This is a genomic window from Microcoleus harperi Pol14_C6 (genome assembly GCF_036701295.1).
Lineage (GTDB): Bacteria > Cyanobacteriota > Cyanobacteriia > Cyanobacteriales > Microcoleaceae > Microcoleus.
Genome location: NZ_JAUBQN010000034.1, coordinates 1 through 17348, shown reverse-complemented (window position 1 = coordinate 17348; position 17348 = coordinate 1). Strand labels below are relative to the sequence as shown.

At 45.3% G+C, this 17348-nt stretch carries 17 protein-coding genes and 1 tRNA gene; 10 read left to right on the top strand and 8 right to left on the bottom strand.

Translation table 11 applies throughout. The annotated features are described in order from the left end of the window. Positions 1 to 244 precede the first annotated feature (244 nt). A complete protein-coding gene (locus QUA27_RS20635; protein ID WP_333070071.1) occupies positions 245 to 1033 on the top strand; it encodes a DUF8692 domain-containing protein in 789 nt (262 codons plus the stop codon). A gap of 192 nt (positions 1034 to 1225) precedes the next feature. On the opposite strand, the gene QUA27_RS20630 is transcribed toward QUA27_RS20635, so the two are convergent. Together QUA27_RS20630 and QUA27_RS20625 are read right to left on the bottom strand one after the other, a co-directional pair. After that, positions 1226 to 1987, bottom strand: coding sequence for a nucleotidyltransferase domain-containing protein (locus QUA27_RS20630; protein WP_333070070.1), 762 nt, complete (start codon positions 1985 to 1987; stop codon positions 1226 to 1228). A 45-nt stretch (positions 1988 to 2032) separates the two neighbouring features. Further along, positions 2033 to 2983, bottom strand: coding sequence for a nucleotidyltransferase domain-containing protein (locus QUA27_RS20625; RefSeq protein ID WP_333070069.1), 951 nt, complete (start codon positions 2981 to 2983; stop codon positions 2033 to 2035). 59 nt (positions 2984 to 3042) lie between these two features. On the opposite strand from QUA27_RS20625, the gene QUA27_RS20620 reads away from it, so the two are divergent. The 4 genes from QUA27_RS20620 to QUA27_RS20605 all read left to right on the top strand — a co-directional run bounded on the left by QUA27_RS20620 (position 3043) and on the right by QUA27_RS20605 (position 5266). Further along, the gene (locus QUA27_RS20620; RefSeq protein WP_333070068.1) at positions 3043 to 3261 is read left to right on the top strand and encodes a hypothetical protein; all 219 of its coding nucleotides are present in this window, start codon (positions 3043 to 3045) and stop codon (positions 3259 to 3261) included. A gap of 9 nt (positions 3262 to 3270) precedes the next feature. Continuing rightward, positions 3271 to 3588, top strand: coding sequence for a type I restriction-modification enzyme R subunit C-terminal domain-containing protein (locus QUA27_RS20615; protein WP_333070123.1), 318 nt, complete (start codon positions 3271 to 3273; stop codon positions 3586 to 3588). Positions 3589 to 3622: 34 nt separating this feature from the next. Then, entirely contained in the window at positions 3623 to 4636 is a 1014-nt protein-coding gene (locus QUA27_RS20610) for a hypothetical protein (RefSeq protein WP_333070067.1), read from the top strand. Positions 4637 to 5059: 423 nt separating this feature from the next. After that, positions 5060 to 5266 carry a type II toxin-antitoxin system HicB family antitoxin gene (locus QUA27_RS20605; RefSeq protein ID WP_333070066.1) on the top strand — a complete coding sequence of 69 codons (207 nt, stop codon included), beginning with the start codon at positions 5060 to 5062 and terminating at the stop codon, positions 5264 to 5266. 91 nt (positions 5267 to 5357) lie between these two features. Here QUA27_RS20605 and QUA27_RS20600 read toward each other — a convergent pair. The 6 genes from QUA27_RS20600 to QUA27_RS20575 form a co-directional block, all read right to left on the bottom strand. Continuing rightward, positions 5358 to 5429 (bottom strand) — tRNA-Val (locus QUA27_RS20600). Positions 5430 to 5538: 109 nt separating this feature from the next. Next, a complete protein-coding gene (locus QUA27_RS20595; RefSeq protein ID WP_333070065.1) occupies positions 5539 to 5751 on the bottom strand; it encodes a DUF2839 domain-containing protein in 213 nt (70 codons plus the stop codon). Positions 5752 to 5814: 63 nt separating this feature from the next. Further along, entirely contained in the window at positions 5815 to 7323 is a 1509-nt protein-coding gene (locus tag QUA27_RS20590; RefSeq protein WP_333070064.1) for a helicase C-terminal domain-containing protein, read from the bottom strand. Positions 7324 to 7345: 22 nt separating this feature from the next. Continuing rightward, positions 7346 to 8875 carry a pentapeptide repeat-containing protein gene (locus QUA27_RS20585; RefSeq protein WP_333070063.1) on the bottom strand — a complete coding sequence of 510 codons (1530 nt, stop codon included), beginning with the start codon at positions 8873 to 8875 and terminating at the stop codon, positions 7346 to 7348. Between the two features lie 79 nt (positions 8876 to 8954). Further along, complete coding sequence (locus tag QUA27_RS20580) at positions 8955 to 10517, bottom strand: pentapeptide repeat-containing protein (RefSeq protein ID WP_333070062.1); 1563 nt, start codon at positions 10515 to 10517, stop codon at positions 8955 to 8957. 96 nt (positions 10518 to 10613) lie between these two features. Further along, a complete protein-coding gene (locus QUA27_RS20575) occupies positions 10614 to 12176 on the bottom strand; it encodes a pentapeptide repeat-containing protein (RefSeq protein WP_333070061.1) in 1563 nt (520 codons plus the stop codon). A gap of 38 nt (positions 12177 to 12214) precedes the next feature. On the opposite strand from QUA27_RS20575, the gene QUA27_RS20570 reads away from it, so the two are divergent. From QUA27_RS20570 to QUA27_RS20550, 5 genes are all read left to right on the top strand, one after another. Further along, entirely contained in the window at positions 12215 to 13054 is an 840-nt protein-coding gene (locus QUA27_RS20570; RefSeq protein WP_333070059.1) for a prephenate/arogenate dehydrogenase, read from the top strand. 67 nt (positions 13055 to 13121) lie between these two features. After that, positions 13122 to 14957 carry an APC family permease gene (locus QUA27_RS20565; protein WP_333070058.1) on the top strand — a complete coding sequence of 612 codons (1836 nt, stop codon included), beginning with the start codon at positions 13122 to 13124 and terminating at the stop codon, positions 14955 to 14957. Positions 14958 to 15422: 465 nt separating this feature from the next. Continuing rightward, complete coding sequence (locus tag QUA27_RS20560; RefSeq protein WP_333070056.1) at positions 15423 to 16337, top strand: glycosyltransferase family A protein; 915 nt, start codon at positions 15423 to 15425, stop codon at positions 16335 to 16337. A gap of 442 nt (positions 16338 to 16779) precedes the next feature. Further along, positions 16780 to 17019 carry an RtcB family protein gene (locus QUA27_RS20555; RefSeq protein WP_333070055.1) on the top strand — a complete coding sequence of 80 codons (240 nt, stop codon included), beginning with the start codon at positions 16780 to 16782 and terminating at the stop codon, positions 17017 to 17019. 12 nt (positions 17020 to 17031) lie between these two features. Further along, positions 17032 to 17325 carry a hypothetical protein gene (locus tag QUA27_RS20550; protein ID WP_333070054.1) on the top strand — a complete coding sequence of 98 codons (294 nt, stop codon included), beginning with the start codon at positions 17032 to 17034 and terminating at the stop codon, positions 17323 to 17325. Positions 17326 to 17348: the final 23 nt, after the last annotated feature.

The following is a 17348-nucleotide window of genomic DNA, read 5'->3' as shown; positions in this document are numbered from 1 at the left end:
TTTCAGCTTCATTTTGGGAGAGAGATAATTTACTTCTCAGTAAATATTTTTTTATTCTATATTCACGATAAAATCAATGGCGATCGAGGTCTGCTACATTCCTTAATCCTACGATAATCTTACGCTTACAACAAAAAGAAGGGATTCACCCGCAGCAGTCTTCTCTGTCTTTGGGTAGACCGCATTCGTTTTTTCTTTTGATAAGATTCCGTTAAACAAAGGTTAAAATAACACTTAAAAGAACATGAAATTCAACATTCCTTTAGCTCCTGGGGCTGTAACCCAATTTTTGCTTCGAGTGGTTACCTGTCTAGTTGTAATATCTTTCTTAAGTGAGATGACTGTGTACTTTTTGCCGGGTAGCCCGTCTGAAAACTACTTCGTAAAGGTATTCAGCGTTGATTCCGAGCGGAACATTCCAACTGCATACTCAGTTTTGGCATTGCTATTTAGTTCTCTCTTGCTAGGTGTGATTGCTTATGCGAAAAATTTGGATAGTTGTCGCTACCATCGTCACTGGAAAATTTTATCATTCATATTTTTATATCTATCTTTAGACGAAGCTGGTCAATTGCACGAAAACTTGATAAATCCAATGCGAAGTCTCCTAAATGCCACCACAGGATTTCTTTACTTTACTTGGATTGTGCCGTTCGGTTTTCTAGTAGCGCTCTTTCTCATATCCTACAGTAAGTTTCTGTTACACCTTCCTCTTCCTACAAAAAAAATGTTTGTTGCAGCGTGTGCTATTTATATTGGAGGAGCATTGGGGATGGAACTGCTAGGGGGATACCAAGCTTCTAAAGTGGGAGAGGATAATATAGTTTACCAGATAATAGTGACCGTTGAAGAGTCATTAGAAATGCTCGGCATCGTTGTATTTATCCACGCCTTGATGTCATATATCAAGATATATTTAGGGGGGGTAAGTTGGAATATTTACATACCAGGAAAAAACCCACAACTTACTGACGATCGAAATATTGGCCTAGCTGGCATTAGCGAACCAGCAAACACAAGTGTATCAAGGTAAATCACTTGAAACCGGGTTTGATCGACGATGAAAATACTCCATTCGGGTGTTTAATGTCGATAAAAAACCCGGTTTCTTTGGTACTGATGCGTCCTGGACTGGAGGTGCTGCGATTTTCGGCACACCAAACGACTAATAGACGAATATGTAGGGTGCTTGCTGCACCAAACGACTAATTAGGCTTGGAACAGCTTAGTTCACAGATGACATCCTCACCTTTACCAGAAAATCGCTAAGAGCAACCTTTGCATTAGGATTTGACGGCAAATGACTTGTAAAACTTGCATCTTCTAATATATTAATTAGCCGATCGCGCTCTTGCTGATAAAATTCAATATCTGTATCTTCCAGCACAGATTTTTCCTCCCCAGCCAGCTTTCTCGCAATCAAATCGGGAATATACGACAACTGGAAGTTCTCGTTAAGTTTCACCAAATTCGCCTCCACTTCCCCGGTTTGCATCAAGTGAATACCAGCCAGCAACACCCGGTAAACATACAGCAGCGGCTTAACCCGACGCGGGCGTTCTTTCTCAAACAGTTTCCATTGAGTTTGAGCAAAACCGAGATAGTGGTGGCTGTGGTGCTTGGTAATGCAGTTCGAGGCGATATCCTTTAATTCCTCGTGTTCCTTTGTAGTGTAAACTATGAGCGGCGAATACAGTTGTTCTAGCACGTAGCCGTTGCGTTTCAACAGCAACTCAAAAAATTTCTTGATGTCGTGAGTTACTAAATCGAGTTGCATTCCATCGCGAACTTCAGAAACTTCGATTGTTTCTTCTCCAGAAATTAGTCCAATTACTTTCGGTAGTGGCAAAATGTGTACTCCCCGCAAGTCGAAGTCAGAATCTGCGGAAGGAAAGCCGTATAAGTGCGAACCGCTGACAGTCGCAAACAGCAGCCGGTAAGGTTGAACGGAGACAATTTGGGCGAGATTCGAGATATATTCTGTCATTTATTCCAGTCCATGCAGGCGGGCTTTGTTTCACAAGAAGCGATTTTAAGATCCGATTTCGATCGCACCTCGACGAGATTTAATCAAAAACAGATTCGCTTTCTCGTAATTAGGACGTTCGGGCAACTTAGTTTCAGCAAAAGCGCGATCGAACTCTGCGTGCAAACTCAACCGCCACTGATTCACCTCTTCCCAGGATATTTCTTGGTTGCGGATAGATAAAAGTTGCGATCGATAATCCTGCACGCGAACGGGTACAAACCCCTCCTTGAGCACCGTAATTCCGGACAGCAACAAGCGAATTAAGTGCATCGCGTGCTTCCAACGAATTTCCCCGGTATTGCGGAGGTCTTGCTCCATTTTTTTAAATTGAGACAAAACGTAGCTATTGTAAGTTTGATAAACCAATTGAGAAAGAAAGATTTCCCGAATATCCAGCAATTCTTGTGCTACAGGAGAAACAGTTTCTACTAAAGGGGTGTACAAACATTCTAGCACATTTGGATTAGCTTTTAATGCCAAAACTAGAAACTTTTGCAGTTCCCAATAGCATTCCTGATTTTCCTTGTTTTCCAATTGTTCTGGAATGCCGTAAAGCGACCAATGAAGTATTGCCGGCGGCAGGTAAATCCCGCGTCTGTCTGTATCGGATTGCTCGTTATCTAGACCATAAGCTCTGGAACCAACAATGCAGCGGTAAATTACAGAATCATAGAGGTTGTATTCTGCTAAAAAATCTCCTCCTGACTGCAATCCTTCGCTCTGAAACTGCTTGCGGATGCTGAGTTCGTGCCGCCGCAGACTAACTTCTGTTCCGTCTGGGAGTTTGACTAAATAGGCGTGGGAATTGTCCGTAGGCGATTGAACAATGACGCCTACTAATCCCGGTTTCCAAGATTGGTCGCTGGCGGGGTTTTTGACCTCGATTTTGGTGACAATTTGGGTTCCTGCGGGTAGGATTAAGTTGAAATTTTGAGGAATATTGGCATTTGCCATGAGGAAACCTCCTGCGGGGCACGAGCTACAATGTTAGTGTAGCATAAATGTAGTATAAAATGGGAGTTTTGGGCGATCGGGGATTTTGCCTTGTTGAACATTGTCTAACGATCGAGGAGGAACACCGCCAGCGGCTTAAGGAAAAGGTGTTGGAAATTGTCGAGACTCACCCGACAATTGCAGCAATTCGCAATGGGGGAGCGGTGACGGACTTGCAACAGGTGGCGTTAGAGCGTACACTGAGGCAAGAGTTGCGTGGGGGAAACGTGCAGTTGTAGAATTCGAATATTTGCAAGGCGTTTAATCTGAAGGTAAATAGTTTATTATCGTTTCTGCGAGAGCTGTTCGAGATTGAGGCCTTGCCGGATTATCAAGATGTGGTAAGGCGGAATTTTGAGGATTTTATTGCCCAACGGCAGTTTAACTCCAATCAGATTCTTTTTTTAAGGACCGTGCAGAATGTGTTTTTGAAAAAGCGACGGTTGGAGGTGGCGGATTTGTATGAGGAACCGTTAGACAGGTTTGGAGAGGATGCTGTTGATCGATGGTTTAGTGAAGAACAGGTAGATGAGCTGATTGACTTTACAGAACGGTTTGTGGCTTAAAACTGAAACACGAAACTAATTTTTTTAGAAAAATATGGCTAACTTTGACGAACTTACTACTGAACTGAAGAAAATTATCACCAACACTCAAAAATCTGCAAAGCAAGCCTGGCAAGCTGGAGAAACCCTACGAGACATTCGTACTAACAAGAATTTTAAGCCTAAATACAAAAATTTTAACGATTATACAAAAAAAGAATTTAATATTACAGCCAGTACTGCTGAGCAATACATCAAAATCTATGAAAAAATTCCGCTGGAAATGATAACAGATAATATGTTAGTCTCTCATCTTTACACCCTTGCGGAAATGCCAGATGAGTTAAAAAATAAAGTATTGAAAACGATGCGGTGGGCCGAGGAAAATATTAAAAGCAAAACTAGCGAAAATAAAGTTCCTTATGACGGTAACATGGTACTTGTACTTAAACAGATTATAGAATCCGCAAAAGAAAACTCGTTGTTATCAGACGATCTTCTTCAAGAAATTTTTATAGAGAGTTTAAATCAAGATATCGAAGACAGTAATCGCAGAACAAGACATAAGAAAGATCCACTTAAAGAAGCTATTCCTATAGATAAGTTACCAATTCATAATTCTTTTAAAGAGGTATCATCTATCTACTCGTATGCTCCTATTAGCGAACAAGGATTAGTAGGTTTATTTTGTACCATCTTCCATATTCTTAGAAAAAAGACAATTAATTACAAAGGAACGCAATATAATTTTTCTAGAATACTTTACATCCGAGTTGAGTTTCCTGATGCAAAAATTGAGCTAACAAAATCTATAGCTCAGCAATTAAGTTTGTTTCCTTCCGTGGATGATATCGATTTGTTTGGTTCCGTGGATAATATCAATATAAAGCTGGATATTGAATTTGAATTAGAGAGTTTTAACTATTGGAGGCATAAACATCAGGAGGCGACAGAAAATTGCGATATGATTATTTGCTGGGAAATTGGAAAAAGTTTTAAAGAAATTAATATGCCTCCTATTTTATCCATAAAAGAATTACTAGAGATCGGGGAAATTATTCTTCATTAATCAAAAAATTAGCAACTTGTGTTTTTAATTTAGAAAACGATGCTCACTGACCCTGAACTTCGATCGCCAGTTGACCCAATTTGGGAGAGATTACGATCGTCGGGACTCTGGAACCCAAAGCAGGATGAGGTTTTTTATCAGGGGCGCAGGTTACAAGGGAGAGATTGCTGAAGTTAGAGCATATAATGGGAATAAAAGTGCGGGAGTTGATTAGTTTTATAGATAAAAAATGCAAGTTAGAGAAGTTATTAAAATGTTAGAAGATGATGGTCGGTATTTAGCTACAACAAAGGGCAGTCATCGTTAATTTAAACACCCCGAAAAGGCTACAAGTTTCACGGTGTCAGGTAATTTAGGCGTTGATATGCCAATTGGTACGCTTAAAAGTGTGTTGCGACAATCTCAACGACAGGAGGAAGATTAATGCGTTATGCTGTTGTAATTGAAAAAGGTGCAACTAGCTACGGTGCTTATGTTCCCGATTTACCGGGATGTGTAGCTGTGGCTGAAAGTTTAGAAGATTTGAGGCATTTAATTAAAGAGGCGATCGCATTTCATATTGAACGACTACAAGAGGATGCTTTTCCTATTCCCGAACCTGTCTCTATTTGCGAATATGTTGAAGCTTAAGAAGCTGAGGGCGGTTGAAACCGCGGCTACACAAAATTTCATCCCAGCACAGGGGGACTAAGAAATAAGACGAATCAGAAAATAAATTCGATGGGCAATACTGGATTTGAACCAGTGACCCCTTCCGTGTGAAGGAAGTGCGCTACCACTGTGCTAATTGCCCGCAGATAATTAAGATACCATACTAAGTCAAAATTCGCAACTAAATTTTTCCAAAAATTCAGTTAAACTCGACACAATGCCAAGAATACAGGCATTTGTCGAGTCTGGCATCAGTTAACCTGCCACCAACCCGCCGAGGGGCCGACAAATCGCACTACAATCCACCAAACAACCAAAACGCTAATCCCGATCCAGCTTCCGCGGCTTGTCCACTTGACAAAATCTTCGCTTTGGGTTTTCGTGATTGGCAGCCAGGGAACGATGCGTTCTTCTTTACCGTATTCGTCGCCGATCGACTCTTTGCGACGCTTAGCTTCACCCATAATCTTTGTACTAAATTAGATTTCAACTGGATACCTAACCAAATTATACGCCAACAGGTCATCTCAAGCCTGCGTCAGCCAAGTCGTATCCAAATAATCAATCCTCGCAAAAGGACTCAAAGCCGCTAAAACCTGCTGTCCATAACTGCGGTGAATCACCCTGCTGTCAAAAATCGCCACCACCCCTTGACGTTCTCGCACCGGCGCGATCGCCCGCTGCAATTCATTCAGCGCCGCCGGCAGCAGATACAACCGAAACCAATCCTTGCGCCGTTCCTTATAATAAGCCACACGCGCCGTCACCAAAGGATTCTCCAAAGAAGGTAGCGGCAAAGTTGCGATCGCCAGCAAGTGAGGCGCGCTCAATTCCCCCTGATGTTCCCGCCAAAACTCCCACCCCGTCACCAAAATCGCATTCTCGCCCACATCTGTTTTTTCTACCTGCACCCGAGAACCGAACTCAGAAGCCAAAATCGCCGCCAGCCGAGCCTTCAGCGGTACATCACCAACAATCAGCACAGTTAAACCCGCCACCGACGCGCTCATCAACAGCAAAGTCCGAATTTCTTCAATTAAAACACCCTGAAATTCCGGCGTATTTGGCAGCGGCAGCCAGTTGGGAATGTACAGTTGAATTAATTCGCTTTGTCGATCGGGCGAAAACTTAACGCTCGTCAATTCTGGAAGTCCCAGCATTTCCCGGAAAATCGGAGCCTTCGGTTCCACATCCACCGCCCCGCCAATCAACACCATCGGCTGATCGTCCCAAATTTTGCTCAAAACCTCAGCCACCTGAACCGGCGCGCAGTACAGAGAAAATGACCCAGCCTCCCGATGAATTTGCGCCCACCGCAGTCTGCCGTTTGCTTCCCACCGATGCCAAAAATTGTTCCAAGCAGCCGGAATTAGGGGGTTTGGCTCGATTTTGTCAAACAGCCCCTGCAAAATATTTTGCTCTGCCGTTTCCAGCAAATAGCACTCCTCTGGTTTCGCCGGATGCTGAAAGAAAGCCCGCGTTAGCATTACCCGCCCTTGGAGGATTGCATCGGCTTCCAAAGGCTGAGATTGCATTAAATCGTTCCAGTCAGCCGGTTGCAAACACGCCGTCAATTGCTGGCGAGTCCAAACTTCCAAGTCATCTACACCGTCGATAATTGTGGGAATATTGCTGTGAATTTGCGAATTCACAGCCAAACGAGCCGCCAGCCAAGACTGCGGATCTGCTAGCATCAATCCTCGTCCAGTGGCATTATCGGAATAAATCTCGATCGGCCACTCTGTTTGCAGCCACTCTTGCAAACGCGGAATTTCCACTGTTCTCAAATGCTCGATCAGCGGTATCGGCGCCACCAAAATCACAGGATCCGGCCACATCAAAATCGGCATCAAATAGCTGACTCGATACCGCTGTCGGTAAGCTCCAGCGGGAAGCCCTGTTTGGATCAGAGCGCTGCGCCCCAAGCGCAAAGCCCGCGCCACGAGCCGCGCCATCGTTAAATGGTGGGGCCAGTGCGGCTCGGAGTGCGATCGCAGGAAGCGGAGCAATGAGTTGTGGACTTCTACCTCAATCAATCGGTTTTAAAATTGACATTTCTCACTCAACATAATCAAAACTGGCCAGAAAATCAACTACTTTTTGACCGAGAGGCAAACTGAATTTACTCGGCTGATGAGTTGCACCTCCCTTCCCAAAATTCCCGTGAGAATTCACCATCAAACTCTCCTGTCCCGAACTAATTAAAATAGTTTGGGTAGGTGACTCAAAAAACTTTGTGGGCTGACTAACCCGTGATATATTAGAGAGCAAATTTATCAACTCATTTAACTTATTTGTAGCTGTACTCAATGCTTTACGCAACTGCACTATGCGTTTCTCCTCCAATTTTTGACTTTCAATGTTTTTGCCGATTACCATAATATTACTCTGAGTTTGTACAGCATCCTTAAAAGGAAGAATCGCTAAAAAAGCTGCTGGCAATAAATGCTCATCACTCTCAAATCTAAAAGTTAGAGTTGTGCGGCGGTAGCCGACTTCAATATTAGGAGGAAAATTCATTGCCCGGTAATGCCGAGCTATTTCGCTGTAAACTGTTGCTAAAGTGCTGTTTGCTGAGTAGTCTAAAAGTGCATCAACCACAATTTGCACTAACCCAGGCGTGTGATTTAAAAATTTTCTCGATTCTGAGGGCGAATTAAATTGTTGAATCTGAGTGCGATCGCCTGCAGGGCTGAGGTCAACCCACTCGCAAGTAATATCATCTGCAATGATGCCACACCGAGGAACCAAATACAGTTTTGCTCCTGTTAAAGTTGCTCCCCTCAAATCAGCGCCCACCCAATCTGCATTAATCAAATTGGTTTCTGTCAAATCAGCGTGAACGAAACTAGCACTTCCTAAATTAGTATTTCTTAAATCTGCTCCGTTAAGGTTAGCTCCGCTCAATTTAGCAAAGCTCAGATCCGCGCCGCTGAGGTTAGCTCCCGTCAAATCAGCCCATTTAAGGTTAGCTCCGCTCAAATTGGCACTGCTGAGATTCACCTGTTGCAAAGAAGCTTGTCTCATATCGGCATTGGTAAAATTGACGCCGCTAAGTTCTGCTTTCGTCAAATCTGTGCCGTGTAAGTTAGCTTCTTGAAAGTTAGCTGAAGCAGCCGAAGCACCTCTGAGATTTGCACCGGAAAGATTAGCACCGCACAGGTTAGCTTCCGTCAGTTTTACCTCTCTTAAATCTGCTTCAGTCAGGTTTGCGCCGCTGAAGTTAGTTTTGCTGAGTTCGCAGCGGACTAATTCGCTTCTAATCAGGGATGCTCGGATTAATTGAGCTGCACTTAAATCGGCTCTCACTAAGTTTGCTACGTTGAGAGTAGCCCCGTTTAAGATTGCCCGCGAGAGGTTGGTACTGCTGAGTCTAGCCACATTTAGGTTAGCTTCGCTCAAGTTAGCTTCGCTCAAGTTAGCACCGCTGAGGTTGGTGACAAATAAGCTAGCCCCCTTTAAAATTGATTGGCTGAGGTTGATGCGGCTGAGATTAGCTTCATTCAGGTTGATTCCTGTGAAATCTCTGTCGCCTTCAGTGTATCTTTTGACGATTGCAAATCGTTTGAGCAGTTCTTCAGCTTCCATTTGTTTACCTAAATAAAATGGCGATCGGCTAACTTTTATATGGCATAAATAAAAATAATATCAAATTAATTTATAATATTTACTCACCGAGCTGATAAAAGCTTTTGACAAACTCAATGACCGTATTGAGTGGCGGGGTGGTAAATCTTTGCGCTTTAATTGCAGGACTGATAGACGTTTTGTTGACTCCCGGCAAATTTGTCAAGTTTCTGCCAAAATCTGGGTGATAGTGAATCATCAAAGTTTCGGCGCTGGAGTTAGCGAGTACAGTTTGGGTAGGCGATTGGAAAAAACTTGACATAGGTTCGCGATCGAGGCGAATCGGCTGAATTTTCATTTCCCCTATTTTTCTCATTGTTTTGGTCAGGGCTACGTTTAATTGCACTACCATATTTGAGACTCTGACGCCCAGGTTATTACCACTTTGGGGTTGAATCATCTTGATCAAAGTAATCAAATTTTTCTGAGTAAATGCTGCATCGCTAAAGGGAATAATCGCAACGAAAGCGGTGGGAAATAGTTGCTCGTCCTGTTCTATTCTAAATGATATGATTGTGCGTCGGGAATTAACTTCGATACTCGGAGGATGGCTCAAAGCAGGATACTGACGGGCAATTTGGCGGTAGGTAGCTGCAAGGACAAAGTTAGCATCCGGGTCGAGGGGTCGATCGACAATAATTTGAACTGTCGGCGGTGTAGCATTGAAAAACCTTTGAGATTCTTCTGGGGTAAAGCGCTGAATGTGGCTGCGATCGCCGTTAGGACTGAGGTCAACCCAATCGCAGGTAATGTCATCTGCTTTCACATCAAACCTAGAAACCGCATAAATTTTTGCCCCCGTCAGGGCCGCCCCCGTCAAATCTGCGCCCACCCAATCAGCGTGAATCAAATTCGCTTGGGTCAAATCCGCGTGTACCAAAGTAGCGTTCAATAGATTGACATTGCTCAAATTTGCTCCGTACAAGTTGGCCCCGCTCAATCTCGCTTCATCGAGGTCAGCACCGGTCAGGTTCGCCCCGCTGAGGTCAGCCCACCGGAGATTAGCGCCTCGCAAGTCAGCGCCGCTGAGGTTTGCCTGAGACAGATTAGCTTGTCTGAGTTCGGCATTGCAGAGGTTGACTCCTCGCAAGTCGGCCCTGCTGAGGTCGGCTCTGTGCAAGTTAGCCCGTTCCAAGTTTGCCGCTGTTAGAAAAGCGCCTCTCAGGTGGGCCCCGCTGAGGTCGGCTTGCTCTAGATTGGCTTCTCTGAGGGTTGCTTCTCTCAAATCTGCTTCGCTGAGATTTGCACCGATCAAGTTGGCACTGCTGAGGTCGGCTCGGATCAGTTCGGATCTGATCATTGTAGCTTCAACGAGTTGGGCTTCTCTGAGGTCGGCTCGAATCAAGTTAGCCACGTTGAGGATAGCGCCGCTGAGGTTGGCTTTGTAGAGATTGGCACCGCTGAGTCGAGCAACATTGAGTTTGGCTTTTCTCATATTGGCGTTTGACAGATTGGTGCCGCTCATGTTGGTAAGGCTCAAAATTGCCTCACTGAAATTAGCCCCGCTGAGATCGATCCTGCTCAGATTTGCCTCGCAAAGGAGGATGGCAGTAAAATCTCTTTCTCCTGCTGCATATTTGGTGATGAGTTCTTCGGCATCCATGCTTTTCAATTTCCCTGATGTCTTAGCTAGAACAAAGCTTTATTGTGCCAACCTTTAAACTAGAATAAGCATTTTTTGTAACTTGATGCAATATGCCTAGACATCTATATTGTGGAAGCCTTTTATAAAATCCAAAATGCTAGTGATATTAGCTTGAGCCAATTTTGTGCTTTCGGCTAACTTAGCCGCTGTTGAGTTACTCAGATCGTATTTTTTAATCAGGCGCTTGCCGAAGCCTGGATGGTGATATACGCTGAGTCTTTGATCGCGGGAATTAATTAAGCTCATCTGTGTGGGAATTTGAAAGAAATTGATGCTTTCACCGATTTTTGGAAAAGAACTGGAAATTTTGATTTGGTCTACTTTACTGATAGCTTGGTTAAGAGCTTTGCTGCATAACTGGACGTGTTTAGATTCTTTGACGTTAAGTTTTCCTGCATCATGGGATTGAATCATTTTCATCAAAGCTATTAGGTTTTTTTGAGTTATGGCAGCGTCGTTAAAAGGAATGATCGCAACGTAAGCGGTGGCAAATAATTTATCGTCGCTGTCCATTTTAAATGCGAGTACGGTGCGCCTGGAGCTGACTTCAATCGTGGGAGGCTGACTTAAACTCGGGTATTGTTGGGCAATTTGGTAATAAGTTGCAGCTAGTGCAAAATGAGCGCCTTGGTCTAAGGGCGAGTCAATCACAATCCGAACTGTGGGCAAGGTTTCGTGAAAAAAGTCGTGGGTTCCTCCTGAGTTCAACCAGTAAATTTGGCTGTGGTCGCCGTTGGGGCTCAGATCGACCCACTTGCAGGTCATGCCTTCGGTTTTGATGCCGAGCCTCGAAACTGCGTGAAGTTTGGCTCCGGTTAAGGTGGCTCCGGTTAAGTCGGCTCCAATCCAGTCGGCGCGGATCAGATAGGCATTTGTCAGGTCGGCGTGGACTAAGCTGGCATTCAGCAAGTTGGCGTGGCAGAGGTCGGCTCGGCTGAGGTCGGCACCGCTCAATTTGGCTTCGCTCAGGTCGGCCCAGCGGAGATTGCAGCCACTGAGGATGGCCCAGCGCAAATTGACGCCGCTGAGGTCGGCGCCGCTTAGTACGGCTTGAGTAAGGTTGGCTTGTCTAAGTTCTGTGCCTCGCAAGTCGGCGCCGCTGAGGTCGGCGCGGCTAAGGTCGGCTCCTTGCAGGTTGGCTTGTTCGAGGTTGGCTTCTGTCAAGCACGCGCCGCTGAGGTGAGCGCCTCGAAGGTTGGCTTGAGCGAGGTTGGCTCCTCGAAGGGTGGCTTCGGTAAGGGTGGCGCCGCTGAGGTTTGCGCCTTGCAGGTTGGCGCCGCTGAGTTCGGCTCGAATCAGCTCGGCTCTGATCAGTTTGGCTCCTATGAGTATGGCTTTTTTGAGGTCAACTCGCACTAGGTAAGCGACGTTGAGGTCGGCGTCGGTGAGGTCGGCGCCGCCTAGATGGGCGCCACTGAGTCTGGCGATGTTGAGTTTGGCACCTGTGAGGTTGGTTTTGCTGAGGTTTGCTCCGCTCAGGTTTGCTACACTCAGATTCGCACCCTTGAGGTTGGCTCCGCTCAAGTTGACGCCGCTGAGGTTGGCCTCAGTCAGGTTGATTCCGGCAAAGTTTCTTTCTCCGGCGGCATATTTTTTCAGGAGTTCCTCGACTGTCATGGGGGCGGCACCGTATCAAATATCCCCATTTTATTGCTATGAATATCGGTATTGTAGGACTGGGTTTAATTGGTGGCTCGATCGGGCTGGATTTGCGATTGCGCGGGTTTAATGTTTTTGGGGTTTCGAGTCGGCAGCAGACTTGCTATCGGGCGCAAGCTCGCGGTGTTGTCAATGAAGCCAGCATACACCTGTCTCTAATGGCAGTAGCCGATGTGGTTTTTATTTGCACGCCGCTGGGGTCGATCGAGCCGATCGTCCGAGAGTTGGTGCCCTATCTTTCCCCTGATACTATTGTAACCGATGTCGGTTCCGTAAAAACACCCATAGTGCAGGCTGTGTCTCCTCTGTGGCCGAATTTTGTGGGGGGACACCCGATGGCGGGGACTGCTGAAAGCGGAATTGAGGCGGCGATGCCGGATTTGTTTGTAGGCCGGCCTTATGTGGTGACGCCGACTGCTCAGACGCCGACGCTTGCGGTGGATAAGGTTGAGGAAATTGCGCGGTTGCTGGGTGCTAAAGTTTACCGATGTGAGCCGGAAGAACACGATCGAGCTGTGGCTTGGATTTCTCATTTGCCGCTAATGGCGAGCGCGACGCTGCTTGCTGCCTGCGCTCGAGAGGACGATCGGCATATTGTTAATTTAGCCCAACATTTGGCGAGTTCGGGTTTTCGGGATACGAGCCGGGTTGGGGGCGGCAATCCCAAGCTGGGAGTGATGGTGGCAAAGTACAATCGAGAGGAATTGTTGCGATCGCTCTCTATTTACCGCGACAGTCTTGACGAGTTCATCACTGATATCGAAGCTCAAAATTGGCAAGCTCTCGAACACAAGCTGAAGCTGACTCAACAAGCGAGACAGAATTACAAATTGTGAGCCAAAAATTACTTAAAACTTTCCCCATCTCGATTATGATTTGTGGAGGATTATATATTGAGTTTCAATGTACACTTATTCTCGACTCAAGCGATTTTTACTGGGTGAATCTCTCCCCACTAGCGCATCTATTCATGAACGCCTGAGCAACGCTACAGGACTAGCTGTTCTGGCTTCCGATGCACTGTCGTCTGTTGCCTACGCTACTCAAGAAACTCTGCTGGTACTGTTACTAGCGGGCAGTAGCAGTTTGAGTTTATCGCTGCCTATTTCTGGAATTATTATTTTACTGTTGGCGATCGTGGCGCTGTCTTATCGACAGACAATTAAAGCGTACCCCAACGGCGGCGGTGCTTACATTGTGGCGCGAGAAAATTTAGGTATTTACCCTGGTTTGATCGCAGCAGCTTCGCTGATGATTGATTACATTTTAACTGTAACAGTAAGTATTTCGGCTGGGGTGGCGGCCCTGACTTCAGCAGTTCCCTCTCTGCACCCCTACACGGTTGAACTGTGCTTAGTTTTTATTGTCCTAATCATGTTTGCCAATCTCAGGGGATTGCGGGAATCGGGCAATATATTTATGGTTCCCACCTATGGGTTTCTCGTTGGGATTTTTGTTTTGATTGGCTGCGGCTTATTCCAACAGGCAACAGGTAATGTTATGCCGGCATTACAAAATATTCCCGCTAAGGAACCTTTGGGATTATTTCTGCTGGCGCGAGCTTTTGCGGCGGGCTGTACTGCCCTGACTGGAGTTGAAGCCATATCAGACGGGGTGTTGGCTTTTAAGCCTCCTGAATGGAAAAATGCGCGCCTGACTTTGAGCTATATGGGGGGAATTCTGGGAGTGATGTTCTTGGGGATTAGTTACTTGGCCCATATTTATCAAGTGATTCCTACAGAACATGAAACGCTCCTTTCTGTGTTGGGAAAACAGATTTTTGGTATCGGCATATTTTATTACTATTTGCAGGCCGCAACTCTGTTAATTTTGCTGTTGGCTGCAAACACGAGTTATGCAGATTTTCCGCGACTTTGTTATTTTTTGGCACGGGACGGGTTTTTACCGAGGCAATTGTCGCTGTTGGGCGATCGACTGGTTTATTCTAATGGCATTAATCTGCTAAGCTTCTGTGCTGCTCTTTTAATTATCATCTTTCGAGGCAATACGAGTGCGGTGCTTCCCCTGTATGCGGTTGGAGTTTTCACTTCTTTTACTCTCTCCCAATCGGGCATGGTAATTCACTGGTTTAAAGAACGAGGTAAAGGTTGGCAAGTTAGTGCTGTGATGAACGGTATAGGTGCAGTGGCAACAACGGGAGTTTTGGCTGTAATTATCGCTACAAAATTCCTTTTGGGAGCTTGGGTTGTCGTAGTAACTATCCCGATCGTAGTCAGTCTATTTTTAGCTATTCACCGACACTATCGGTATGTAGCGGCTCGCTTGAGCATTCAGGGAATAGAACCGAGGTCTTATCTTCGCACACCGAGAGTTAAAAAGGTGACACATCCGGCAGTGGTTTTAGTCGGGCAGTTGCACCGAGGAACTTTCGAGGCCCTCGATTACGCTCGTTTAATTGCTGATGAAGTTGTCGCAGTTCACGTAGATATTGGTTTGACAGATCGAGAAAAATTACAAGCGGCTTGGCAAGATTTGCAGTCTGATATTCCTTTGGAAATTCTGGACTCGCCTTATCGTTCTGTTGGTTCGGCTTTGACACACTTTTTGACTTTGTTTGAAGAGCAGCGACCGGGAGTATATTTAACGCTGATCATTCCGGCTTTTGTGACGCGAAATTGGTGGGAGGGACTGCTGCACAATCAAACTGCTTTCTTTTTGAAAGCGGCTTTGCGGGCTAAAAAAAGTCGGGTTGTAACAACGGTTAGATATTATCTTTAAGCAATCTCTAGTTAAAAGTTTGCCCTTTTTCGCCTGTCAAACAAACTTATTGAGGACTTGTGCAGCAACCCGGTTTGTTTCTGGAGGTTTTGTTGCTCAACCTAAGATGTATCGTAGAAACCGGGTTATTTGACCCCACACTCCTCCGTGTAGCGCGAGGAATATCGGTTAAAAAACGCGGTTTTTTAAGTTTCGGTGCGTAAGTGAGGTATTAACTCTACAAGTCCACCGACTAGCTGACCGGCGCGCAAGAAACGGGGTTTTTTGGCCTTAGTCCTAAGTTAAAAAACCCCGTTTATGAGAGCCGGAGTGCGTCCAGGGCTGGTGCTGTTACAAATATAATCAAATACACAGTAAAGTTCTCAGTATTTTTACTGTAATGATGTTATGTAAAATTGACACTCATCTAAAATTTTAGTAAGTTGTAACGGACAAGCACAAGCTATATTCCTTGAATAAAAAATTATGAGCGAGCAATTAAGCAAACTCAGTGAAGTGTCGATGGTCTCAGCCAATTTTGGCAATGGGTTAGCCTATAGAGAGATTCTCATGGATTGGTTTAAGTTTTTAGGCGGCAAACCAGGGGAAGTTATTGTTGTCGACGGTGGCAGCGATAGGGAGACTCAAAAAGTTTATTGGGAACTTTATCAGGAGGGTTTAATTGATAAGCTGCAAATCATTGCATCGCACCATCAAGACAATGACAAAGATAGATGTTTTATTCAGGAGTATACAGCGGGAGCAATCGCTAGCAAGCCGTATGTATTGTGGTTCAAAATTGACACGTTACCTTACAGAGAAGGCCACGACGGTTGGTTAGAGGAAGCGATCGATTATCTCGAACGAGATGAAATTTTTGCAGTGGGCGGAGGTTTTAACAGATCGTTCCCACATCTCGACGCTTGGGCTGGGTGGTACTTCATTCAAGCCTGCACGATCAATTTTTCTTTGATGAAGCACAGTACCTTCGTTGCAGTCATGCAAGAATTTGCGGGTGAATATATTGCTTCAAGATTTGAAGGAACACATCAGTTTGGCAGGTTTTTGCTGGAAGAAGCATTTAGCGCATATATGGAGGCTCACAACCAATATACTTTGTGTAAGATGGAAGACCCGAGCTGGACGGTATTTCACACGAATGCTCAAGACGAATATTTGCAGGAGGTTCGCGAGAAATATTTGGCTCGCGAAGATGTTAAAAATTTTATGAATGCGGCCCTTGCTAAAGACATCAGTCAATTTCTTTACTACGGAAAGCCACCTGTAAAAAGCAGCATGATTCAGAAAATGCGCATGGCTTTGGGAGAAACAAAAGTTGGGGATTTTTGGCGGGAATTGAAAAAAAGTCTGGTTTTGGGGAAATCTGAACTCAACCCTTAGTCAGCTAATTTATCTTTAACAATAAAAGGGAGGAAACGAGCTTTGAGCGGCGCTTACATCGCTGAAAAACAGCATAACAGGGAAGAGGTTCACAAATCTTGGATACCTTGCTATGGCAGATAAGTTGGGTAAATTTACCCGGAAAAAATGGCGTGTCATACTTGTAGTGAGTCGAGAAGTTGGCTTCAACTTCTCTCTATAAAGATTGCTGCTGCTGAACCAAATTATTTTACTAACTACAACATCTATTCCATTTGTGGCGGTTGTACTGCAACCCACAACAGACTATTTATGCAGCAGCCAAAAAACTTGAACAGGGTTTTGCGAGCTTTGTCTCGGCCAAGTCTTGAGGTTAGTTACGACAATAAAGTTTACTCGAAAAAAACACTGGCAAGATGCCGATGCTGCAACAGCAGAAGTTTTGCTCCCAGAGGATTTTCCTGTGGAAGCAAAGGCGCTCAAACAGTTAGCAAATTTGGCGAATGTTCGACACCCTCAAGGCGGCTGCGTTTGCCGCGCGGCTACTCCTGACTTCCATCCGGGTGATGCGGGGGTGGCGATCGGCTCGATCGTCGAAACAGTAGGAATGGTGATTCCGGCGGCTATCGGTTCCGATATTAACTGCGGGATGCGGTTACACGTTGCGGATTTGTCGATCGAACAATTCCTCAGTCAGCGCTAGCGATTTGTAGAATTGCTCAAAGGCGATTATTTCTTCGGTACTCCCGATGTCAGCATGACTGCAAAAACTGCTCGCGCAATGTTCCAACACGGGATTCCCGGATGGCTGGATGCTTTGCGGGACAAGCCAACCGGCAGCGCGACTAATTCGGATTTCCAGCAGTTGGCGACAGACTGCCATCGCACTTTCCTCGGCGGTTCCATGAATGGCGATATCAAATGGGCTCCGGAAGAATTAGTCCCAAATGACGGCTTATATCAGGTTCGGGTAATTACTTATAATATTAATTCGGGCGCTCGAACTTGAATTCGGGCGCTCGAACTTGAATT